This is a genomic window from Streptomyces sp. NPDC102437 (assembly GCF_044765565.1).
Taxonomy (GTDB): domain Bacteria; phylum Actinomycetota; class Actinomycetes; order Streptomycetales; family Streptomycetaceae; genus Streptomyces.
Genome location: NZ_JBIWKI010000020.1, coordinates 14,290 through 36,445, shown reverse-complemented (window position 1 = coordinate 36,445; position 22,156 = coordinate 14,290). Strand labels below are relative to the sequence as shown.

Genomic DNA, 22,156 nt, shown 5'->3' with positions numbered 1-22,156 from the left:
GTCTTTAGTTGCCGGAGAACTCGGTGTACTCGTCGGCGGAGAGCAGGTCCTCCGGCTCCTCCGCGACGCGCACCTTGAACAGCCAGCCGCCTTCGAAGGGAGCGGAATTCACCAGCGACGGGTCGTCCACGACGTCCTGGTTCGCCGCGGTGACCTCGCCGGTCACCGGGGAGTACAGGTCGCTGACCGACTTGGTCGACTCCAGCTCACCGCAGGTCTCGCCCGCGGTCACCGTGTCACCGACCGCGGGGAGCTGGGCGTAGACGACATCGCCGAGCGCGTTGGCCGCGTACTCGGTGATACCGATCGTGGCCACACCGTCCTCGACGGCCGACAGCCACTCGTGCTCCTTGCTGTAACGCAGCTGCTGGGGGTTGCTCATGACCTGAATTCTCCTGTACGCGGGGGAGTGCTGATGAACGGTGGTCTTACGGTGTGAGACGCGACTGCGTCACTTCTGCGGGAGCGCCGACGTCACTTCTGGCGCTTGTAGAACGGCAGCGCCACGACCTCGTACGGCTCGTGGCTGCCCCGGATGTCCACTGCGACGCCCTCGGCGCCGGGCGTGGCGTGCGCCGCGTCGACGTACGCCATGGCGATCGGCTTGCCCAGGGTGGGCGAGGGAGCGCCCGAGGTGACCTCGCCGATGACCTGGCCGTCGGCGACCACGGAAAAACCGGCGCGCGGTACCCGGCGGCCCTCGGCGACCAGCCCGACCAGCTTGCGCGGCGGGGCGGTCTCGGCGCGCTCGGCGGCGGCTTCGAGGGCCTTGCGGCCGACGAAGTCGCCCTCCTTCTCGAACTTCACGACCCGGCCGAGACCGGCGTCGAACGGGGTGAGCTCCGTGGTCAGCTCGTGCCCGTACAGCGGCATGCCCGCCTCCAGGCGCAGCGTGTCGCGGCAGGAGAGCCCGCACGGGATCAGGCCGCGGGAGGCGCCCGCCTCGGTCAGCGCCTTCCACAGCTGCTCGGCGTGGGCGGGGGCGACGAACAGCTCGAAGCCGTCCTCGCCGGTGTAGCCGGTGCGGGCGATCAGCGCGGGGACACCGGCGACCGTGCCGGGCAGACCTGCGTAGTACTTCAGACCGTCCAGGTCGGCGTCGGTGACGGAGGCCAGGATGGCGGGGGACTCCGGACCCTGGACGGCGAGCAGCGCGTACGCGTCGCGGTCGTCGCGCACCTCGGCGTCGAAGCCCTCGGCGCGCGCCGTCAGCGCGTCCAGCACGATCTGGGCGTTGCCCGCGTTCGCGACCACCATGTACTCGGCCTCTCCCAGCCGGTACACGATCAGGTCGTCCAGGATGCCGCCGTCCTCGGCGCAGATCATCGTGTAGCGGGCCCGGCCCACGGCGACGGTGCCGATGTTGCCGACCAGCGCGAAGTTCAGGAAGGCCGCGGCCGCGGGGCCGGTGACAGTGATCTCGCCCATGTGCGACAGGTCGAAGAGGCCGGCCTTCGTACGCACCGCGTTGTGCTCGTCGCGCTCACTGGCGTACCGCAGCGGCATGTCCCAGCCCGCGAAGTCGGTCATGGTCGCGCCCAGCGAACGGTGCAGGGCATCGAGGGCGGTGAGGCGGGGGGCGGTGCTCATGGATATGACTCCCAGGGCATGACGACGAGGACGATCCCTCCCCATCTGTCATCGGAACCTGAGAGGTTCGCCGAGAGCCCCTGGAGGGGTTCGGCTTGCACCTTGGGTGGAGCCGCGAAGCGGCCCGCTTTTCAGATCTGCCTCATCCACGCGGTACGGGGCCTGAGAGATTCAAGGGAGGAACTTGCTCCTTCGGCGCCCGGCACGGGAAGTGACCGGAACTCTCCCGCGTGGATTCAAGCGGCCTTTATGCAGTTGGCCGGGTCATCATCGCACGCATCGGCCCGGAGTGGGGCCCCGGTCCCCTGTGGGAAATCAGCGGCGTGGGGCGGTTGTATCGCATTACCTTTTCTTTACACTTCAGGGGCATACGTGGGGTGAGCCGACAGGGGGAGGGCGATGACGTTGCAGCGGTACGCGACGACCGCGGGGGTCGCGCACGGCGCGATGCCCGCACAGGCGGAGGCCCCGGCGAGGGCCGCGACGGGCGCGCACGCGCCCGTGGTGCGGGATCTGCGGGAGCGGTCCGGGCGCAGTCCGCGCGGCCTGCGTTTCGCGGCGGGGGACGTGGTGGTGGTCTCCGGGCTGCCCGGCAGCGGCAAGTCGACGCTCATCCGGCGGGCAGTGACGACCGCGCACGCCATCGACTCCCAGGACACCCGTGACCGCTGGGCCCGGGTCATGCCCCGCTTACTCCCGTACGCCCTCTACCGCCCGCTCGTCCGCGTCGCCCACTACTGGGGGCTGTGGCGGGTGCTGCGTTCCGGGGAGTCCGCCGTCGTCCACGACTGCGGGACCCAGTCGTGGGTGCGCGGCTGGCTGGCCCGTGACGCCCGGCGCCGGGGCCGGGGCCTGCACCTCGTCCTGCTCGACGTGACGCCGCAGACCGCCAGGGAGGGCCAGCGCGAGCGCGGACGCGGCGTATCGGGGTACGCCTTCGCCCGGCACCGCAGAGCGGTGGGCAGGCTGCTGCGGGCGACCGAGACGGGCCTGCTGCCGCCCGGCTGCGCCTCGGCGGTGCTGCTGGACCGGGAGGCGGCGGGACGGCTCGGCCGGATCGCGTTCACGGACGGGCGGCCCGACAGCCTCTGAGGCCGGTGGCCGGTGGCCGGCGCCTCGGGGCCGGGGCGGCGGCGGGGCCGGGCGTTAACCTTCTGCCGGAAAGCTTGGGCGAGAAGGGGAAGCAGTGGACGTTCCGGCACAGGTCCAGTCCCATCCGCAGGGCGGATGGCCGGCCAATGAGCTCGAAGAAGTGCTGATGGCCTCCGTGGGCATCCCGGAGGCGGGCGGGCGGCTCGTCGAGGTGCTCGGCCGCAGCCAGGTCTGGGTGCCGCTGCCCAAGGGCGGGGGACCCGACTCGGCGGCCCTGGACCTGCCGACGGTGGAGATCGAGGGCGCCGCGTACGTCCCCGTCTTCAGCTCCGAGCAGCAGTTCCTCGCCTGCGTCGGTACCAACATGTCCTTCACCGTCGCGCCCGCCCGCGACTTCGCCCGCGGACTGCCCCCGCAGCTCGGCCTGGCCGTGAACCCGGGCGGCGCGGTCGGGATGCCGCTGCCGCCGCCCGCCGTGGCCGAGCTCTGCCGGGCCGGGCGCACCCCGCTGGACGGTCCGGCAAGCGGCGGCAGGGTCCGGCTGTACGAGCCGGACTGGAAGGAGGAGCCGGTCGACTTCCTCGCCGCGGCGGCCGGTGAGTTCGAGGAGAGCGGCGTAGTGCTCTCCGCGCGCCGGACGCTGGCCAGCATCGAGGGCGGCGACCCGGTCCTCTTCATCGGCGTCGAGTTCTCCACCTGGGAGGGCGCCGGGCGCAACGCCCCGATGGACGCCCTCAGCCGCGCTCTGGGCCGGGTCGAGGTTCCCTGGCCGGTCAATCTCGTACTGCTCGATGTGGCCCAGGACCCGGTCGGCGACTGGATGCGGGAGCGGATCCGCCCGTTCTATCAGCGAGCGGCCGTATAGGGGCGTCCCGGACGGGAGCGTCCCGGGCCGGTCCGCGGAACACCGTTTCGACCCATGGCGTCAAGTCGGTGTCAGGACCGGCGCATAAGCTGGTTTCATGGCTGGTGTCTCGGCATCATGCCGCACCCGTGTGCCCGGGGCGGCGGGCCGACACAGTGGATCGAAGAGGGGCGGGACCAGGTGAGTGCGTCAGGCACCGCGGCGGCCGGGCAGGTCGAGCACATGCTGCGCCAAGTGACGCCCGGGCGCTACGACGCGTACGAGGCGCTGCTGCAGGCCCTCGCGAACGGCCGGATCTGGATGCTCCTCTGGCAGGGCCAGGCGGGCTCGCCCGACGCCCAGTACGGAAACATGGAGGTCGACGGCCTCGGCTACGCCCCCTGTGTGACCTCCGCCCAGGAGCTCTCGGTGAGCGGCTGGAACCGCGCCCACGAGCTGGTCGGCGGCCGGGACATCGCTCGCGCGCTCTTCCCCGACCGCTGGGGTATCTGGCTCAATCCGCACGCCCCGGGCGGCGGCGTGGGCATCCCCTGGCTGGACCTGCGCCGGATCGCCACCGGCCTCGACCGGATGCCCGCGGGCCCGCTCCGGCTCACCGAGCCGGCCATCGAGATCCCGCAGTTCTACGCCCTGCTCACGCAGAACGCCCACCACACCCCGGCGATCCGCTCGCTGCGCCGCGCCTGGGTGCAGCCCGCGCTCGGCGTCCCGTACCTCACCATCGGCCTCGATCTCTATGACACGAGCCCGCCCTCGGTGGACGCCGCGCGCGCGATGATGCAGCAGTCGGTCTCCGCCGTCCCGGAGGGGCTGCCCGTCTCCACCGTCGCGATGTCCGACGAGTACGACCCGGTGGCGATGTGGCTGCGCGCCAACGCCCGCCCGTTCTACGACCGCGAGGCGCACGCCCCGGCGGCCCCCGTCGCGGGCTACGGCTACCCGCCGCAGGGCGCGTACTGACCCGTCCGGGGCCGCTCCGTCCCCGGCGTCCGGAATGCCCGCGTACGGTCCGGATTTCGTCCGGATTTCCGTAACGCGAACGTAAGGCGTCAACTCCACGGATGTGTACGTGAGTTCATCCGCCCGATGCCTCATCCGGCCGCCCATGTCCGAGATTTCCTTGCTCGGCATGCCTGGTGGTGAATGCGACGCTAATCTGCTCGCATGCCCCCTTCCGTATCAACTGACCTGTGTTCGGCGGGCGTTCACATCCGTCCGGATAACGGAACACCCCAGAGCGCATCACGGTTAGGCATCCATTCGCCTGTCGGTATGGCTACCAGTCGTAACGGCAATGAAGACTCCCGCAGCAAGGGCGTCTTGCCGCCTCTGCGTACGACTGACTGATCGCGCCGCCACAGCGGCCAGTTCGGCCCGGCCACCGCCGGTTGAGAGGGGTCCTTGCCACGATGACGGCACCACTGCACGAGCCGACCAAGGAAGCGGATCCTGTCGCGGCCGACGGTCCCGCAGTCGACTCCGGAGTGAAGAAGGTCGAGGGACGGTCTCTCAAGCAGATCGCCTGGAACCGCCTGAAGCAGGACAAGGTCGCTCTGACGGGTGGCATCGTTGTCCTCGTCCTGGTCGTGGTGGCGATCTTCGCGCCGCTGATCGTGAGCCTGCTCGGGCACCCGCCGAACGATTTCCACCAGGACAAGCTCGACCCGCTGACCAATCTGCCCACGGGCAGCCTCGGCGGCGTGAGCGGCGACTACTTGTTCGGCGTCGAGCCGAACAAGGGACGCGACGTCTTCAGCCGGATCGTCTACGGCGCCCGGATCTCGCTGCTCGTGGCCTTCCTGGCGGCCCTGGTCGCCGTCGCCCTCGGCACCCTCTTCGGGATCATCGCCGGATACTTCGGTGGCTGGGTGGACGCGGTGATCAGCCGCGTCATGGACGTGCTGCTCTCCTTCCCGCAGCTCCTCTTCATCATCTCCCTGGTCTCGGTCCTCCCCGACGATCTGCTCGGCCTCACCGGCAGCGGCGTCCGCATCGCCGTACTGGTCGCCGTCATCGGCTTCTTCGGCTGGCCGTACGTCGGACGTATCGTCCGCGGGCAGACCCTCTCGCTGCGCGAGCGCGAGTACGTGGAGGCGGCGCGCAGCCTCGGCGGCGGGCGGACGCACATCCTCTTCCGCGAGCTGCTGCCCAACCTGGTGGCGCCGATCACCGTCTACGCGACGCTGATGATCCCCACCAACATCCTCACCGAGGCGGCCCTCAGCTTCCTCGGCGCGGGTGTCCGGCCGCCGACGGCCTCCTGGGGCGGAATGCTGCGGGACGCCCTGGAGACGTACGAGCACGACCCGATGTTCATGGTCTTCCCCGGCGTGACGATCTTCATCACCGTGCTGGCCTTCAACCTCTTCGGGGACGGGCTGCGCGACGCCCTGGACCCCAAGGGGACCCGATAGCCCACGACTTGCCCCTGCCGCATCGTCAGGTGGCTCTTCCCATGGTTCTCCGGCAAGCAACGGCCTGGGACCGCGATCTCGGAGGTTACGAGAAAATGTCCACAGTTACCTCGAAACGACGGCTCACCGCTGGTGCGGCCCTCGTGGTCGCGGCGCTGATGACCACCACGGCGTGCGGCGGCGGCGACAGCGAAGGCGGCGGCAGCTCGAAGGGCGCCGGCTTCAACGCGGCGTTCAACAAGGTCGCCAACCCGTCCACCAAAAAGGGTGGAACGCTGAAGATGGTCGGCAAGCAGGACCTCGACTCCGCCGACCCCCAGCGTGCCTACTACGGCATGGCCTGGGACTTCATGCGCTTCTACACCCGCCAGCTGGTCTCCTACGACACCAAGCCGGGCGCGGCCTCCACCAAGCTGGTCGGTGACCTGGCCACCGGGCCCGGTGAGATCTCGGACGGCGGCAAGACCTACACGTACAAGCTGCGGGACGGCCTGACCTGGGAGGACGGCTCCAAGCTGACCTCCAAGGACGTCAAGTACGGCATCGAGCGCATCTGGGCGACGGACACCATCACCGGTGGCCCGCAGTACCTGATGCAGACGCTGGACCCCAAGGGCGAGTACAAGGGCCCCTACAAGGACAAGTCCGCGGACGGCCTCAAGGCGATCGAGACGCCCGACGACAACACCATCGTCTTCAAGCTGCCCAAGCCCAACGGTGACTTCGAGCAGTTCCTCGCCATGCCGTCCGGCTCGCCCGTGAAGGCGGACAAGGACACCGGCGCGAAGTACACCCAGCGCCCGTTCTCCTCCGGCCCGTACAAGTTCGAGGAGTACAAGCCGGGCAAGAGCATCGTGCTCGTCCGCAACGACAAGTGGCAGAAGGCCTCCGACCCGATCCGCGCCGCGCTCCCGGACAAGGTCACCGTGACGATCTCCGCCAACCTGGAGGAGAACGACAAGAAGCTGATGGAGGGCGACTACGACGTCGACCTCAACGGCACCGGCATGACCCAGTCCGGCCGCGTCACCGCCGTCCAGAAGCACAAGGACAGCGTCGACAACATGCAGACGTCCTTCGTCCGCTACGTCGCGCTCGTCCACACCGCGAAGCCGCTGGACGACGTCCACTGCCGCAAGGCCGTCTTCTACGCCACCGACTTCGCCGGTCTCCAGCAGACCCGCGGTGGTGAGATCGCCGGTGGTGCGATCGCCAACAGCACCCTGCCGGCCTCCATCAAGGGCCACAGCGACTACGACCCGTACGGCGTCCTCGCCCGCAAGGGCAAGCCGGACGTGGCCAAGGCCAAGGACGAGCTGAAGCAGTGCGGTCACGCGACCGGCTTCTCCACCAAGCTCACCGCCCGTACCAACAACCCGGGCGAGGTCGACACCGCCGAGGCGCTCCAGGAGCAGCTCGGCAAGGTCGGCATCAAGATCGAGGTCGACCCGATCGACGGCGCCGAGGCGTCCAGCATCACGGGCTCGCCGTCCGTCGTGAAGAAGCGCGGCTACGGCATGACGATGAGCGGCTGGGGCCCGGACTTCCCGTCCGGCCAGGGCTTCGGCCAGCCGCTGTGGGACAGTCGGTTCCTCGCGGACACCGGTAACTACAACGAGTCGCAGCTGGAAGACCCGGAGATCGACAAGATCTTCGACCGGGCGATCGCGGAGACCGACCCGGTCAAGGCCGGCGAGATCTACAAGGAGCTCGACAAGCGGATCCTCGACCAGGCCGACTGGATGCCCTTCATCTACGAGAAGAACATCACCTGGCGCGGCAGCCGTCTGACGAACGCCTACATGTCCGACGCCTACAACGGCCGTTACGACTACGTCTCGCTCGGCGTCGTCAAGTAGTCGCTGTAGTCAACAGCATTCGCAGTCAACCCTGTTGACTGTTCCACCGCCGCCGAAACCCGCCAGTCCGAAGGGCAGGTGAGGGCCGGGGCGGTGGCCGGGAGCCCCCGCAAGGGGTTCCCGGCCACCGCCGGGCCGCACACAGTGCTTGCTTATCTCATCCGGCGCCTGTTCGCCGTAGTCATCATGGTGCTCGTCGTACTGCTCGCGACGTTCACCATCTTCTTCATGCTGCCCAAGTGGGCGGGTCAGGACGTCGCAGTCCTCTTCGCCGGCAAGGCCACGGGTGTCGAGCAGCTCCAGGGCATCCGGATCAAACTGGGTCTCGACGACCCCCTCCTCGTCCAGTTCTGGGACTTCGTCAAGGGCATCCCGATGGGGCGTGACTACGCGAACGGTGCCGATGTCACCCACTGCGCGGCGCCCTGCTTCGGCTACTCCTTCCGCACGGAGGTCCCCGTCTGGACCACCCTGAAGGACGCGCTGCCCGTGACCGGCGCGCTCGCCGCCGGTGCCTGCGTGCTGTGGCTCCTCGGCGGTGTCGCCACCGGTGTGGTGTCCGCGCTCCGGCGCGGCAGCATCTGGGACCGCGCCGCGATGACCACCGCGCTCGCCGGTGTCTCGCTGCCGATCTTCTTCACCGGCATGGTCGCCATGGGCCTGTTCGTGCACAACTTCGGCTGGGTGAAGATCGCCGACAACCTCTCCACGGACGACGGCATCGGCATCTGGTTCCAGACGCTGATCCTGCCGTGGATCGTGCTCGCCTTCCTGAACGCCGCGATGTACGCCCGCCTCACCAGAGCCACCATGCTCGAAGTGCTCGGCGAGGACTACATCCGCACCGCCCGCGCCAAGGGCCTGGGCGAGGGCACCGTCATCACCCGGCACGCCCTGCGGTCCGCGATGACGCCGATCCTCACCGTCTTCGGCCTCGACATCGGCGTGCTCCTCGGTGGCGCCGTCCTCACCGAGTCCACGTTCAACCTGCCCGGTCTCGGGCTCGCCGCGGTCCAGGCGATCAGCAACAAGGACCTGCCGGTGATTCTCGGCGTCACCCTGTTCGCGGCTCTCGCGATTGCCGTCGCCAACCTCGTCGTCGACATCATGTACGCCGTCATCGACCCGCGAGTGAGGCTGGGATGACCGAACTGCACAAGAGCGGTGCCGCGCTGGGCGAGCCCTCCCCGGCCGGCTCGCCCGCTCCCACCGCCTTCCTCGAAGTGCGCGACCTCAAGGTGCACTTCCCGACCGACGACGGCCTGGTCAAGTCCGTCGACGGGCTCAACTTCCAGCTGGAGAAGGGCAAGACCCTCGGTATCGTCGGCGAGTCCGGCTCCGGCAAGTCGGTCACCTCGCTCGGCATCATGGGCCTGCACACCGCCGGCCAGTACGGCAAGCGCAAGGCCCAGGTCTCCGGCGAGATCTGGCTGGACGGCAAGGAACTGCTGTCCGCGGACCCCGACGAGGTCCGCAAGCTGCGCGGCCGCGACATGGCCATGATCTTCCAGGACCCGCTGTCCGCGCTGCACCCGTACTACACGATCGGCAAGCAGATCGTGGAGGCCTACCGGGTCCACCACAGCGTCGACAAGAAGACCGCGCGCAAGCGGGCCGTCGAGATGCTCGACCGGGTCGGCATCCCGCAGCCCGACAAGCGCGTCGACAGCTACCCGCACGAGTTCTCCGGCGGTATGCGCCAGCGCGCGATGATCGCCATGTCGCTGGTCAACAACCCCGAACTGCTGATCGCCGACGAGCCGACGACCGCGCTGGACGTCACCGTCCAGGCGCAGATCCTCGACCTGATCCGGGACCTGCAGAAGGAGTTCGGCTCCGCGGTCATCATCATCACCCACGACCTGGGCGTGGTGGCCGAGCTCGCCGACGACATCCTCGTGATGTACGGCGGGCGCTGCGTGGAGCGCGGACCGGCCGAGAAGGTGTTCTACGAGCCCCGGCACCCCTACACCTGGGGCCTGCTGGGTTCGATGCCGCGCCTCGACCGCGACCAGACCGACCGGCTCATCCCGGTCAAGGGCTCCCCGCCCTCGCTCATCAACATCCCGTCGGGCTGTGCCTTCAACCCGCGCTGCCCGTACGCGGACGTGCCCAAGGACGACATCACCCGCACCGTACGGCCCGAGCTCCAGGAGGTCGGCGGCCGGCACTGGGCGGCCTGCCACATGTCGCCGGAGCAGCGGGAGCGTATCTGGACCGAAGAGATTGCGCCCAAGCTGTGAGCGAGGAAAAGGCCGTGACGAGCGAGGACAAGGGCGTGGACGTTCCGGCGCAGAGGTCGGCCGGGAGCGGCGCGGCGGCCGGTGACACGGCCTCCCGCGAGGTGCTGCTCAAGGTGACCGGGCTGCAGAAGCACTTCCCCATCAAGAAGGGGATGCTGCAGCGCAACGCCGGAGCCGTGAAGGCCGTCGACGGGATCGACTTCGAGGTGCGCTCGGGCGAGACCCTGGGCGTCGTCGGCGAGTCAGGCTGCGGCAAGTCGACGATGGGCCGGCTGATCACCCGGCTGCTCGAACCCACCGCGGGGAAGATCGAGTTCGAGGGGAGGGACATCACGCACCTCGGCGTGGGCGGCATGCGCCCGATGCGCCGGGACATGCAGATGATCTTCCAGGACCCGTACTCCTCGCTGAACCCGCGGCACACGATCGGCACGATCGTGGGCGCCCCCTTCAAGCTGCAGGGCGTCACGCCCGAGGGCGGCGTCAAGAAGGAGGTGCAGCGGCTGCTGGAGGTCGTGGGCCTGAACCCCGAGCACTACAACCGCTATCCGCACGAGTTCTCCGGCGGCCAGCGCCAGCGCATCGGGATCGCCCGCGCCCTGGCGCTCAACCCCAAGCTGGTCGTGGCGGACGAGCCGGTGTCGGCGCTTGACGTGTCGATCCAGGCGCAGGTGGTGAACCTGCTCGACGACCTCCAGAGCGAGCTGGGCCTCACGTACGTGATCATCGCCCATGACCTCTCGGTGGTCCGGCACGTCTCGGACCGGATCGCGGTGATGTATCTCGGCAAGATCGTGGAGCTGGCCGACCGCGAGTCGCTCTACAAGGCGCCGATGCACCCGTACACCAAGGCGCTGCTCTCGGCGGTCCCGATCCCGGACCCGAAGCGCCGTTCGGTCAAGAGCGAGCGGATCCTGCTCAAGGGCGACGTCCCCTCGCCGATCTCACCGCCCAGCGGCTGCCGCTTCCACACCCGGTGCTGGAAGGCGACGGAGGTCTGCAAGACGCAGGAGCCGCCGCTGGCCGCGCTGAAGACCGGGCACCAGGTGGCCTGCCATCACCCGGAGAACGCGCCCGACCAGGTGCCCGGTGAGACGGTGACGGCGGCTGCGCGCGAAGCGATCGAGATCGTCGACGTGAGCAAGTCGGCGGCTGACGAGACAGCGGCGGACGAGCCCGAGGCGACCGCAGCCGCCGAGCCCACGGTGGCCGAGACCGCGGCGGGGGACGGCGACGCCGCCTCGCCCGATACGCCGGAGGACAGCACGAAGGAGTAGTGTCGCGTAGCACCGGGAGCAGTACCTGCACAATTGCCCGGTGCTCAACGAACTGTTCACGCCCTCCGTCCAGCATGCGCTGGACATCGTCGGAATCTTCGTCTTCGCGATCTCCGGCGCTCTGCTCGCCGTACGCAAGAACTTCGATGTCTTCGGCATCGCTGTGCTCGCCGAGGCGACCGCGCTGGGCGGAGGGCTGTTCCGTGACATCGTCATCGGGGCGGTCCCGCCCGCGGCGTTCACGGATCTCGGCTACTTCACCACTCCGCTCCTCGCCGCCGTACTGGTGTTCTTCCTGCACCCGCACGTCGAGCGGATCCAGGTGGGCGTCAATGTCTTCGACGCGGCGGGGCTCGGGCTGTTCTGCGTCACCGGCACGGTCAAGGCGTACGACTACGGCCTCGGCCTCACCGCGTCGGCGGCCCTGGGGCTGGCCACCGCGGTCGGCGGCGGTGTGCTGCGTGACGTACTGGCCAACGAGGTGCCCTCGCTGCTGCGCTGGGACCGCGACCTGTACGCGGTGCCCGCCATCGTCGGCGCCGCGACGACCGTCCTGTGCATCCGCTTCGGGGCGCTCGACGCGTTCACCAGCGGCACCGCCGTGATCGCCGCCTTCGTGCTGCGGCTGCTGTCGATGCGCTACCACTGGCGGGCCCCGCGCGCCTACAACCGGAAGTCCGCGACGGCCGAGGAGAGCTGAGCGGCCACTCGGGGCGGCGCTGTGATCCCAGTAAAAAAAGCTACCGCTCAGTAATACAATCGGTGTACGGTGCATCGCATGGCACAGGCAGCAGAGCAGTCGGCGGCGCAGTCGGCACAGACCGGACCGGCGACCATCGGGAACAGCGAGTTCGACCGTGACACCGCCGTCACCCTGCGCGAAGAGGGCGTCTACGACGCCGAACTCTCCGCCGGATGGACGATCATCCATGCCATCAACGGCGGATACCTGCTGGCCATGCTGGGCCGCGCGCTCGGCCAGGCCCTACCGCACCCGGACCCCTTCTCCGTCTCGGCTCACTACCTCACCGCGTCCGTGCCCGGCCCGGCGGTGATCCGGACCCAGACCGTCCGCACCGGCCGCACCCTCTCCACCGGCCAGGCCTCCCTCTTCCAGTTCACGGAGGACGGCACCGAGGTCGAGCGCATCCGGGTCATCGCCACCTACGGCGACCTGGACGGCCTGTCCGACGAGGTCCGTACGTCGGCGAAGCCGCCGGCCGTCCCGCCGATGGAGCACTGCTTCGGCCCGAGCGACGGCCCGGCCCCGATCCCCGGCAGCTCGGCCATCACCGAGCGGCTCGACATCAAGCTCGACCCGGCCACGGCCGGCTGGGCCATCGGCGCACCCTCCGGCAAGGGCGAGATGCGCGGCTGGTTCGGCCTCGCGGACGGCCGCGACGCAGACCCGCTCTCGCTGCTGCTCACCGTCGACGCGCTGCCGCCCACCTCGTTCGAGCTGGGGCTCAAGGGCTGGACGCCGACCATCGAGCTCACCACCCACATCCGCTGCCGCCCCGCCCCCGGCCCGCTGCGCGTCTCCATCACCACCCGCAACCTCGCGGGCGGCTTCCTGGAGGAGGACGCGGACGTCTGGGACAGCGCGGACCGCTTGGTGGCCCAGTCCCGCCAGCTGGCACGCGCACCGCGCTCCTGACGACCGGGCCGGGGCGGGAGCGCAGGCAGCGACGGAAGCTGGTCGGGCGGAATCCGACCGACTGCTCTCCATCCTCCTGCCGCTCCGGACCTGCGGCCCGATGCCTGCCATCGAGCTCGCCGAGCGCCTCGAAGTCTCCGTACGCACCAGCTACCGGGACATCGAGGCGCTCTCCGTCTTCGGCGTCCCGGTCCATGCCGGGCGGGGGCGGGGGCGGCACGGCGGCATCGCGCTGCTGTCGGGATTACGGACCGGTGTCCACGGGCCCGCCGCCGGCAAGGCGCGCTCTCTCTTTGCCCTCGCCGCCGAGGAGCCCATTCCTTCACTCCCTCCGCACCCATGGGAGCCGCTGGCGACATATGTCGGTGAATGACATATGGTTCTCACATGACTGATCGTGCGATGCAGGAACCGACTCTGCTCCTCCTCACCGCGCTCGCGGACGAACCGCGCCACGGCTACGCGATCGCGCGCGAAGTGGAGGCGATCTCGGGCGGCCGGGTCAAGATGCGGACCGGCACGTTGTACGGTGCGCTGGAGCGCTTGTTGCAGCAGGGGCTGATCCAGGTCCACAAGGAAGAGGTCGTGGACAGTCGGCTGCGGCGCACCTACACCTTGACCACACCCGGGCGCGAGGTCCTGGCCACCGAAGCCGAACGGATCGCGGCCACCGCGCGCGAAGCCACTCGGCGCCTCGGCGTCATCGGCAAGGCGGCCACGACGTGAACCCCGTACTGCTGCGCCTGTATCCGGCGGGCTTCCGTCGCGCGTTCGGCAGCGAGATTGCCGAGGCGTACCAGGAGGCGACCGAGGGGGCGGGCCCGCGCGCCCGCCTCCGTGAAGCCGCCGATGTCGCCTCGCACGCCCTGCGGCTGCGTCTCGGTATCGGCTCCGCGTACCCGGGCGGCCGGCTCTTCGCGAGTGCCGCCCCGTTCGGCCTGGCCGCTACGGCCGCGTACGCCGCCTTCAACCTCATCGGCAACGCCGGCGACTGGTACGTCATGCGCACCGCCGGGACCGACGGCAGCGCGGCCCCGCTCCTGACCCTGATGAACGGCTGCTACCTGCTGACCCTGATCGGCGCGGTCGTCGCCCTGGCCGGACGCCACCTCCCCGGCGTGCTGTGCGCGGTCGCAGGGACCGTGGGCTCCTCGGCCGGTTTCCTCTACCTGATCTGGCCGACGCCGACCGACCTGCGGTGGGAGCTCGTCGGCTTCCTCCTCGCACCGATCCTGATCGCCGCCCTCCCGCTCGCCTGCCCGCCCGACCTGCGCCCGGCCCGCCGGGTTCGGAGCGGGGCGGGGGTGTTCGCCGTGGCGGTGTGGGCCGTTCTGCTGGTTGCCGGCATGGTCGTGATCGACCCGCTCGGGATCGGGCCCGTCGTGCCCTGGCGGTTGGGCGTCCCGCTCGCCGCGGCCCTCGTCCTGGCGGGCCGCCAGGCCTTCGCCGGGCTCCGCGGCACCACCGGGCTCGCCTTCGCCGCGACACCGTTCCTCGTCACGCTGTACTTCTCGGGCTGGGTGAGCACCGAAGAAATCCTGACGGCCGCCGTGGCCGTCGCCGTGGCCGTGGCCCTGTGCATGCGCCGCGGCGGCTCCGACACCGCCAACCCGGCCTGACCGCAGGTGAGCCGGTGAGATCAAGGAGCAGAGCGGACCGTTCCGGTCAGCCTCGATAGCACTCCCGCTTCCCGCTTCCCTCGAACGATCCGGCGTACGGCCGCGTGTGCAGGGCCGTACGCGTGACGCCCGAGCGACCTCCCCCCGACGGCTCCTGCCCGCCTCATGGCGGCCGAGCCGGTGGCGTGCCCCGGACCTCCCGTCCAGCGCCACTCGCGCCGTCCCAGAACACCCCATCATGTCCCCGCTCAGCCACCGGTGTCGCCGGTGGCCAGGAGCGGCATGCCCTCCTTCCCTCAACGGCGGCCCTGAGCACCGGCCGCCGCGCAACAGGAGATTCCATGTCCGAGTCCGCACTCCGCGAAGCCGTCCGCAACCTGCTCCGGCCCGCCCGGACAAGGTCGGCCCGACCATCGGGTGCCTCACCCAAGGGCGGTCGCCTGGCCGCGATCGACGCGCTGCGGCTCCTCGCGGCCGTCGCCGTGGCGGCCTACCACTACGTCGGCACCCCGACGCCACGCTTCTGGGGCGAGAACCACGACCTTCCGCAGGCGGTACCGCTGCTCCACGCCGTCAGCGGCTACGGCTGGCTCGGAGTGGAAGCATTTTTCCTGATCAGCGGCTTCGTCATCTGCATGAGCTGCTGGGGACGCACCCCCGCACAGTTCGCGGTCTCCCGCATCGCCCGGCTCTTCCCGCTGTACTGGGCGGTCGTGCTGATCGTCGTGGTCATGGGCACCGTCGCGGCGCTCGCCGACCAGCATTCAGGGGCGCCCAGGGACCTGCGCACCACCCTCGGCAACCTGACGATGATTCCCGGGCCGCTGGGCGTGGACTTCACCGCCGGCGTCGCCTGGACCCTCTGGGTGGAAGCCCGTTTCTACCTGCTGATGGGGGCTCTGCTGCTGATCGGCCTGACCTACCTGCGCGTCGTGGCCTTCGGATTCCTCTGGCTGGTTCTGGCGTCCATCGGCCGCGAACTGAACTCCAACGTCCTGGACGAGCTCCTGCTGAGCCAGTATGCCGGACTCTTCGTGACCGGCATCGCCTGCTACCTGATGTACCGCTTCGGCCCGAACCTGCTCCTGTGGCTCCTTGCCGGTTTCGCGTGGTGCTACACCCTGACCGTCCTCGACGACCGCGTGGCCACGCACCCCACTTCCGACTGGGGTGCCAGCGCCGCCGTGCTCACCGGCTTCTTCGTGCTGCTCGCCGTGGCCGGCCTCAGCCGGCTGCGCCACCTCCAATGGCGGACCTTCGTCTACGCCGGAGCCCTGACCTACCCCTTCTACCTGGTCCACCAGAGCGTCGGCATACCCGTCGCCCGCGCCGTCCTCAAGGCCGCCCCGGCGCTGGGCCTTCTCCCCGCGATCGCCCTCGGCCTCCTCTTCTCCCTCCTGCTGGCCGCCACCCTGAACCGCCAGGTCGACCGCAGGCTCGGCCCGCTCCTGCGCCGCCACCTCACCGCGGCCCTCGACCCCGCCCCCGCGGAACTCCGGCCCCGTAGGCAACGGGGCGCGGCGCTCCGGACATTGGCGCCCGCGAAGGCAGGCCCGGCAGGCGATTGACATCCCACCGCAGACCGAGGCCCAGTACCGCAACCGCATGTGGGGTTCATAGCCTCGGCGGTCGCGGTCGCGGTCGCGGTCGCGGTCGCGGTGGTGGCGGCGGCGGTGGCGGTGGCGGTGTCGGGCTCGGAGCGGTGGTCCAGCTGCCGCTGTCCCTCGCGCTGGCCGCCGCGATCGGCTGCTGGCTGCTGATCTTCGCCGTACGGGAACGGGCCGGCGCGCAGCGCCGTTCGCGCTGACCGCCGTCCCGGCCACCGACCAGAAGGAGCCCGCACCATGACACTCACCGCATCGGTCCACCGCCCGGAAACGGACGACGGAACAACGGCCGCCAAGACCGGAACCGGCCCCGAAGCCGGGACCGCAGTCGGCCCCGATCCTGTGGCCGCCGCCACCGCGCCCCGGCCGGACAGCCGCAGCGCCCGGACCCGGGACGCCGACGGACTGGCCGTCGCCTCGTTCGTGCTCGGGCTCGTCGGCCTGCTGGTGATGAACATCCTGCTCGGCCCGGCCGCCATCGCGATGGCGGTCCTCTCCCTCGTCCGGTCCACCGCCCGCCGCGGCCGCGCCCTGCTCGGGCTCGCGCTGGGCGTCGCCGACCTCGTGGTCCTCGCCTTCCTCGTCACCGGAAACGGCGTCGTCGCCTGGAACTTCGGCGGCTGAACCGGGCGGAGCGGACCCTGCCGCCGCGGTGCGCTGGCCCCGGGACACCATGCGCCGGCCGTACGCCCCCTCGGACTCAGGGAAGCGGTGTTGTCTTCTGATCGCCCGGCAGGGCCGCTCGCATCCTGTTCGATTTCGATCATGGATGGCACAGTGGCGTCCGTTTGGGGTGGGCTGCGGGGAGGGAGAGGGCGCGTGCTGGAGATAGCAGGGATCGGGGCCGCGGAGGAGCGGGTCTACCGCCACCTGGTGGAGGTACGAGGTGCGGGCGCGGACGAGATCGTCCAACGGCTCCACATCCGGGAACACGAGGCGGCGGCGCTTCTGTCCTCCCTGCATGACAAAGGCCTGGTCGGGCGGATGCCGGGCGACGGCGGCATGCGGTACGTACCCGTCCCGCCGGACGTGGCGCTGCAGCCCCTGCTGGCGCGTGGCCAAGAAGCGCTGGAGTGGGCGCGGCGTGGAGTGGAACAGCTGGCCGAGGAGTACCGGGCGGGCGCCCGGCGCCATGACGCCGGGCGACTGGTCGAGGTGATCACCGGGGCCGGCGCCATCCGTCAGCAGCTGCGCCAACTCGCCTACGGGGCCCGCAGCGACCTGCGGTGGTTCTGCAAGGCCGATCCCGTGGCGCTGCGCGCCCAGGACAACGACGAGGAGTTCGAACTGCTCGCCCAGGGCATCCGCTACGAGGCGATCTACGAACGGGCCTGCCTGGAACAGCCCGGCATGGTCGACAACGTCGCCCAGGGCATCCGCGCCGGTGAAGCGGCCCGTGCCACCAGCACACTCCCCGTGCGCATGGTCATCGTCGACAGCTCTGTCGCCGTCTGCCCGCTGGTGCCGGACAACGCGACCGGCGCCCGCGGCGAGCCGACCGCCGCGATCATCCGCAGCAGCACTCTCCTGGACGCCCTCGTTGCCCTGTTCGACATCCAGTGGGCGGCGGGGACCCCGCTGCACCTCACGGAGGCGGGCGAGCTGGCCGACTTCGCCGGCGGCATGGGACCGGGCGGCAGTCTTGCCGACGACGAGCGCTACCTGCTCTCCCTGGTCGTCGCGGGCGTGGCGGACAAGGCGATCGCCACCCAACTGGGTGTCAGCCACCGCACGGTGCAGCGCCGGATCACCGCGCTGATGCAGCGGGCGGGCGCGAAGACGCGTACGCAGCTGGTGTGGCAGGCGGCCCGGCGCGACTGGCTGCCGTAGGACGCACGGAAGCCGCGACCTGGGCCGGTCGCGGCTTCCGGATCTCGCGTACTACCTCAGCGCGTACGCCCGCTCGATCTCCTGCGTCACCTCGTTGCCCGCGTCGTCCCAGGCGCGGACCCGCAGTGTGACGTACCCGCTGGTGCGGGCGGTCGAGGGGTGGGTGACCCGGACACGGTAGGCGCCGTCGCCCCGGGCGGAAGTCGTCGCCGCCCGCCAGTGCCCGCCGTCGTCGTACGAGACGGACACCTCCATGCCCTTCACGGAACGGGCCGTCAGACCGTCCTGGTGGCGGGCGCTCACTCCGAAGGCGAAGGACCCGGAGTCAGGGGCGGAGCCCTGGAGGTCGGTGGCTACGTCGTAGTCGAGCTGGAGGAGGGGAATCAGGGACTCCTTGCCCTCGGCCGGGCGAGGGGCCGTGAACGACCAGCGGGTGCTGGTGGCCCGCGAGAGGGTGCCCTCGGGGCTGGTGCGCTTCACGTCCAGGTCCAACTGGTAACGGCCGTCGTCCCCGCCCGCGGGGAAGGCGCCCCACGCCCGGGGGCCTTCGGCGAGGATCTCGCCGTCGCGACGCAGTACGGCCCGGGTCTCGTCGGGGTAGGGGGTGTTGGCGTCCTGGCGTGGCAGGGCGTAGCCGTAGTGGCCGGAGGCGGTGTCGGCGAACTCGGGGATCCCTATGGTCAGCTGGTCGCCCTTGCGGTGGGCGAGCCCCTTGACACCTCGGGGGATCGCCGGGCGCACCACGGGGGCGTACCAGCTCTCCGTGGCGTGCTCACCGGGCCGGTAGGTGCGCAGGGGGCCGAGCATGCCGGTCCCCGCTGCCTGGATTGCCCAGGTGTTGCGGGGGTTGACCCAGTGCAGCCACCGGGTGTCGGCGGGACCGCTCAGGTACTCCGTCCGCACCTGCCCGGTGCGGACATACCGGGCCCGAATGGAGAGTTGCACATTCTCCCCCTCCCACGGACGCCAGGACAGCCGGTCCTCCGCGACGTAGCGCGCCCCGCCCGTGTCCGGGTAGCGCGAGACCACGGTGGCCGTGTTCTTCGGCCCGACCCTGTGGACCACGTGCTCGGGGACGCGCTGTTGGGCGACCTGCACGACGTCGTAGAGGTAGGGGCTTTCCGGGGTCCCCTTCAACTCCAGCACGGTGCCCGGCGCGCGCAGCCGCTGCGCGGTGGCGTGGGAGGCGTACAGGCCGATCGCGGGCAGCCGCTGGCCCACCGGCTGCCAGGTCGCGGCCGCGTACCTGTTGCCGCCGGCGGTGGTGACGGCGGCCGCGGCTCCGGCTCGGGCGGCCGAGTTCACCGCCTCGTCGTACTCCACCCCCTCCAGTTCCACGAGCACAGCCGCTCCGCGGACGTCCGTGCCCCGTGCGCGCAGCGCCGCGTAGTCCTCGGGGCGTCCGTGACCGGCGTCCACCACTCGCAGGCGCCGAACACCTTCCACAGCGGGGGAGTTGTGGAGCAGACGGACGGGGACACCGGCCGCGGCGGTGGCGGAGACCGCGCGTGCGCGGAGCATCGGTGCGGTCAGCTGCCAGCGGGAGGTGAACTCGAAGGTTCCCTCGGTGAACTCCTCGGTGGGCGTGACGTAGAGGAGCTGTCCGCCGCTGTGTCCGCTGGTGAAGAAGCTGGCGAACTCCCGGTCGCCGGTTTTCCAGTGGGTGGAGAAGACCAGCGGGCCCCGCTGTTCGGCCGGCTTGGGGGTCCGGATCTCCACGGGGACCGCCTTGCGTGCGTCGAGCACCAGGTCCGTGGCGCCGTCCACCCGCAGTTGGGGATCGACCACCAGGCTGTTGGTGACGTTGTCCTCCGTGTGCTGCGTGATGACGCCGTGCAGGTAGTACATGCCCTCGGGCACGTCCACCGTCAGGCTCTGCCCCGCCGGCACCTCCTGGAGAACGTCGAAGCGGCCCGTGGGCCCCAGCAGGAGCAGCGGGAAGATGGTCGCCGGCTGCCCGGCGCGGTCGATGCCGCGCACGGTGACCTTGTGCGTGACCGGGTCCTTCACCGCGGAGAGAACGGTGTGCGCGATGGCCTGCCCGTCGGCCGAGGTGGCGGTGAGGCGGCCGCTGTAGATGCCCTCCGGCAGCGCCGGCGCGTCGAGGGTCACGGTCACGTCGGTGGTGCCGTGGGCGTCCACGGTGACCTGCGCGGGGGCGCTTATGGCGCCTGCCGGGGCCGGGGATCCGTAGAGCTTGTCGAAGGTGGTGCCCAGGGTGAGCGAGACGGGCGCGTCGCCGTCGTTGGTGTAGGTGACGCTCACCTGCCGCGGGCCCGCGTCCGGTGCCAGGGAGCCGAAGGTGGTGGTGCCGGTGGCGCGCACCTGCTGGCGCACCGAGCGGGCCACGTCCACCCGGCCGGTGCCCTGCTCGTAGACCGTCTGGTCGGGGGCGGTACGCGTCGTGCTCATCAACGCGTCCTTGAGCTGCGGGCCGCTCCAGTCGGGGTGGCGCCCGGCCAGGATCGCCGCCGCGCCCGCCACGTGCGGGGTCGCCATGGACGTACCCGACGCGGCGGTGTAGGCCGCGTCCACCGGGGTGCCCATGGACGTGCCGGCCGCGCGGGCGGCGACGATGCCGACGCCGGGGGCGGTGAGGTCGGGCTTGACGCCGTTGTCCCCGACGCGCGGGCCGCGGCTGGAGAAGGGGGCCAGCTTGTCGTCGCGGTCGACGGCGCCCACGGTCAGCGCGCTCGCCGCGGCGCCCGGGGAGCCCACTGAGTAGTCGGAGCCCGTGTTGCCCGCCGCGACGACGAAGAGGGTGCCTGTCTCCTCGCTGAGGCCGTCGAGGACGAGGCTGAGTACGTCCGTGCCGTCGGTGGGCTGGCCGCCCAGGCTCATGCTGACGATGTCGGCGCCCGAGTGGGCGGCCCAGTCCATGCCGCCCATGATGGCGGAGTACGAGCCGGAGCCGTTGTCGTCGAGCACCTTGCCGATCAGCAGCCGTGCCCCCGGTGCCACGCCCTTGCGCGAGCCGCCCGAGGCGGTGCCGCTGCCGGCGACGGTGGAGGCGACGTGGGTGCCGTGGCCGTGGCCGTCGTTCGCGGTGGGCTCGTCGGTGAAGTTGCGTACCTCGCCGAGTTTCCCGGCCAGGTCGGGGTGGGTGGCGTCGACGCCGGTGTCCAGGACGGCGACGGTCGCGCCGTTTCCGTCGTAGCCGGCCTTCCACGCCTCGGGCGCACCGATCTGTGCGGTGCTGCGATCGAGGGAGGCGTGGACCTTCGCGTCCAGCCACAGCTTCTCGACGCCGCCCTCGAAGGCCGCGTTCTTGAAAGCAGCGTTCTTGGAAGCGTTCTTCGTGCCGCCCTCGGCGCTGCTCTTCGCGAGCGCGTCGTCGTCGATGGCCTTCCAGAAGCGCCCGGCCTGCTTCTTGTCCGCCTTCAGTGCCGAGCCGCGCAGGCTCTTGATGACCAGGCCCTTGCGCGAACCGGTGGGCGCTCCCTTGGACGTGGGGTTCGTGCCGCCGGTGTAGCGGGCGATCAGCGGGATGGCGGAGGTGTGCGCGTCGTCGTAACCCTGCTTGACCAAGGAGGTGATGTTGAACAGCTGCCGGTCCAGTTTGCCGGAGGTGATGTACGGGAGCGCGGCGCGGGGCAGCACGTACAGCTGCTTGTCGATCTCCAGCTGGGTGAAGTCGGCCTGCGAAGCGCCCGCGGCCGGCTCGACGGAGACGGCCTTCCGGCCGCCGGGGAAGGTCTCCAGCCGCACCCGGTCACCGGTCACGAGCGTGACGGAGCTGACCTGGGGACGGCCGGCGGATTTCGCGCCGACGGAGGCCGGTGCCGGGGCGGCGCTCGCTCCGGAGGAGGTGGGGGCGAGGGTGGCGATGAGGACTCCTGCCGCCAGTACGGCGGCAGAGCGATACCGTCTGTGCATCGGAACCTTTCCAGGAGGCAAGGAAATGGACACGCGGTGCGGCTCAAGACTGGGGCCCCACTGATCGGCCGCACCAGCCTTTTCCGTGCCGTGCTTGCGACATGTCGCCAGAACGACACGGCGCGCCCCACCGCGCGTACCGGTGGAATCACCGGGGCCGAGCGGCCCTCCTCGTCACCGGCAACGGCCTCGTCGCCCGGAACCTCGCCGGCAGAACCGGGCGCGGA

At 70.6% G+C, this 22,156-nt stretch carries 18 protein-coding genes, 1 pseudogene and 1 riboswitch; of the genes and pseudogenes, 16 read left to right on the top strand and 3 right to left on the bottom strand.

The features are described from left to right. Window positions 1–4: 4 nt before the first annotated feature. The gene (gcvH, locus tag ACIRJP_RS24745) at window positions 5–382 is read right to left on the bottom strand and encodes a glycine cleavage system protein GcvH (RefSeq protein WP_404178020.1); all 378 of its coding nucleotides are present in this window, start codon (window positions 380–382) and stop codon (window positions 5–7) included. A 92-nt stretch (window positions 383–474) separates the two neighbouring features. Then, complete coding sequence (gene gcvT, locus ACIRJP_RS24740; RefSeq protein WP_404178017.1) at window positions 475–1,590, bottom strand: glycine cleavage system aminomethyltransferase GcvT; 1,116 nt, start codon at window positions 1,588–1,590, stop codon at window positions 475–477. Between the two features lie 141 nt (window positions 1,591–1,731). Continuing rightward, window positions 1,732–1,829, bottom strand: a riboswitch (glycine riboswitch). A 160-nt stretch (window positions 1,830–1,989) separates the two neighbouring features. Between gcvT and ACIRJP_RS24735 the strand changes: the two genes are divergently transcribed. From ACIRJP_RS24735 to ACIRJP_RS24660, 16 genes and pseudogenes are all read left to right on the top strand, one after another. Next, window positions 1,990–2,682, top strand: coding sequence for an AAA family ATPase (locus ACIRJP_RS24735; protein WP_404178014.1), 693 nt, complete (start codon window positions 1,990–1,992; stop codon window positions 2,680–2,682). Between the two features lie 94 nt (window positions 2,683–2,776). Further along, window positions 2,777–3,547 (top strand): enhanced serine sensitivity protein SseB, encoded by a 771-nt coding sequence (locus ACIRJP_RS24730; protein ID WP_404178011.1) that lies wholly within the window; start codon window positions 2,777–2,779, stop codon window positions 3,545–3,547. 180 nt (window positions 3,548–3,727) lie between these two features. Beyond that, window positions 3,728–4,507 carry an enhanced serine sensitivity protein SseB C-terminal domain-containing protein gene (locus ACIRJP_RS24725; RefSeq protein WP_356086336.1) on the top strand — a complete coding sequence of 260 codons (780 nt, stop codon included), beginning with the start codon at window positions 3,728–3,730 and terminating at the stop codon, window positions 4,505–4,507. Between the two features lie 449 nt (window positions 4,508–4,956). Continuing rightward, complete coding sequence (locus ACIRJP_RS24720) at window positions 4,957–5,961, top strand: ABC transporter permease (protein ID WP_356086334.1); 1,005 nt, start codon at window positions 4,957–4,959, stop codon at window positions 5,959–5,961. A 95-nt stretch (window positions 5,962–6,056) separates the two neighbouring features. Continuing rightward, window positions 6,057–7,820 (top strand): ABC transporter substrate-binding protein, encoded by a 1,764-nt coding sequence (locus ACIRJP_RS24715; protein WP_404178007.1) that lies wholly within the window; start codon window positions 6,057–6,059, stop codon window positions 7,818–7,820. A gap of 144 nt (window positions 7,821–7,964) precedes the next feature. Then, window positions 7,965–8,966, top strand: coding sequence for an ABC transporter permease (locus ACIRJP_RS24710; protein WP_404178284.1), 1,002 nt, complete (start codon window positions 7,965–7,967; stop codon window positions 8,964–8,966). Continuing rightward, on the top strand, window positions 8,963–10,063 hold the full coding sequence (locus tag ACIRJP_RS24705) for an ABC transporter ATP-binding protein (RefSeq protein WP_404178004.1): 1,101 nt from the start codon (window positions 8,963–8,965) through the stop codon (window positions 10,061–10,063). The genes ACIRJP_RS24710 and ACIRJP_RS24705 overlap by 4 nt, the downstream gene beginning before the upstream one ends. A 35-nt stretch (window positions 10,064–10,098) precedes the next feature. Further along, window positions 10,099–11,340, top strand: coding sequence for a dipeptide ABC transporter ATP-binding protein (locus ACIRJP_RS24700; protein WP_404178281.1), 1,242 nt, complete (start codon window positions 10,099–10,101; stop codon window positions 11,338–11,340). A 40-nt stretch (window positions 11,341–11,380) separates the two neighbouring features. Further along, window positions 11,381–12,040 carry a trimeric intracellular cation channel family protein gene (locus ACIRJP_RS24695; RefSeq protein ID WP_383715496.1) on the top strand — a complete coding sequence of 220 codons (660 nt, stop codon included), beginning with the start codon at window positions 11,381–11,383 and terminating at the stop codon, window positions 12,038–12,040. 78 nt (window positions 12,041–12,118) lie between these two features. Next, window positions 12,119–12,997 (top strand): thioesterase family protein, encoded by an 879-nt coding sequence (locus tag ACIRJP_RS24690; protein ID WP_404178000.1) that lies wholly within the window; start codon window positions 12,119–12,121, stop codon window positions 12,995–12,997. 61 nt (window positions 12,998–13,058) lie between these two features. Beyond that, a pseudogene (locus ACIRJP_RS24685) lies at window positions 13,059–13,307 on the top strand (HTH domain-containing protein); the annotation flags it as partial. A gap of 77 nt (window positions 13,308–13,384) precedes the next feature. After that, entirely contained in the window at window positions 13,385–13,723 is a 339-nt protein-coding gene (locus tag ACIRJP_RS24680) for a PadR family transcriptional regulator (RefSeq protein WP_404177997.1), read from the top strand. Beyond that, window positions 13,720–14,616 (top strand): hypothetical protein, encoded by an 897-nt coding sequence (locus ACIRJP_RS24675; RefSeq protein WP_404177994.1) that lies wholly within the window; start codon window positions 13,720–13,722, stop codon window positions 14,614–14,616. Before ACIRJP_RS24680 ends, ACIRJP_RS24675 begins: the two co-directional genes overlap by 4 nt. Window positions 14,617–14,957: 341 nt before the next feature. Next, window positions 14,958–16,184, top strand: coding sequence for an acyltransferase family protein (locus tag ACIRJP_RS24670; protein ID WP_404177991.1), 1,227 nt, complete (start codon window positions 14,958–14,960; stop codon window positions 16,182–16,184). Between the two features lie 276 nt (window positions 16,185–16,460). Further along, on the top strand, window positions 16,461–16,847 hold the full coding sequence (locus tag ACIRJP_RS24665; protein WP_404177988.1) for a DUF4190 domain-containing protein: 387 nt from the start codon (window positions 16,461–16,463) through the stop codon (window positions 16,845–16,847). 195 nt (window positions 16,848–17,042) lie between these two features. Then, window positions 17,043–18,053 carry a helix-turn-helix domain-containing protein gene (locus ACIRJP_RS24660; RefSeq protein WP_404177985.1) on the top strand — a complete coding sequence of 337 codons (1,011 nt, stop codon included), beginning with the start codon at window positions 17,043–17,045 and terminating at the stop codon, window positions 18,051–18,053. A 51-nt stretch (window positions 18,054–18,104) separates the two neighbouring features. Here ACIRJP_RS24660 and ACIRJP_RS24655 read toward each other — a convergent pair whose 3' ends face one another. Continuing rightward, window positions 18,105–21,929, bottom strand: a complete 3,825-nt coding sequence (locus ACIRJP_RS24655) for a S8 family peptidase (protein WP_404177982.1) — start codon at window positions 21,927–21,929, stop codon at window positions 18,105–18,107. Window positions 21,930–22,156: the final 227 nt, after the last annotated feature.

Coding starts and splice junctions, on each gene's coding strand:
- ACIRJP_RS24690 (WP_404178000.1), top strand. CDS start 12,119: ATGGCACAGGCAGCAGAGCAGTCGGCGGCGCAGTCGGCACAGACCGGA.
- gcvH (WP_404178020.1), bottom strand. CDS start 382: ATGAGCAACCCCCAGCAGCTGCGTTACAGCAAGGAGCACGAGTGGCTG.
- ACIRJP_RS24735 (WP_404178014.1), top strand. CDS start 1,990: ATGACGTTGCAGCGGTACGCGACGACCGCGGGGGTCGCGCACGGCGCG.
- ACIRJP_RS24655 (WP_404177982.1), bottom strand. CDS start 21,929: ATGCACAGACGGTATCGCTCTGCCGCCGTACTGGCGGCAGGAGTCCTC.
- ACIRJP_RS24665 (WP_404177988.1), top strand. CDS start 16,461: ATGACACTCACCGCATCGGTCCACCGCCCGGAAACGGACGACGGAACA.
- ACIRJP_RS24670 (WP_404177991.1), top strand. CDS start 14,958: ATGTCCGAGTCCGCACTCCGCGAAGCCGTCCGCAACCTGCTCCGGCCC.
- ACIRJP_RS24715 (WP_404178007.1), top strand. CDS start 6,057: ATGTCCACAGTTACCTCGAAACGACGGCTCACCGCTGGTGCGGCCCTC.
- ACIRJP_RS24705 (WP_404178004.1), top strand. CDS start 8,963: ATGACCGAACTGCACAAGAGCGGTGCCGCGCTGGGCGAGCCCTCCCCG.
- ACIRJP_RS24680 (WP_404177997.1), top strand. CDS start 13,385: ATGACTGATCGTGCGATGCAGGAACCGACTCTGCTCCTCCTCACCGCG.
- gcvT (WP_404178017.1), bottom strand. CDS start 1,590: ATGAGCACCGCCCCCCGCCTCACCGCCCTCGATGCCCTGCACCGTTCG.
- ACIRJP_RS24720 (WP_356086334.1), top strand. CDS start 4,957: ATGACGGCACCACTGCACGAGCCGACCAAGGAAGCGGATCCTGTCGCG.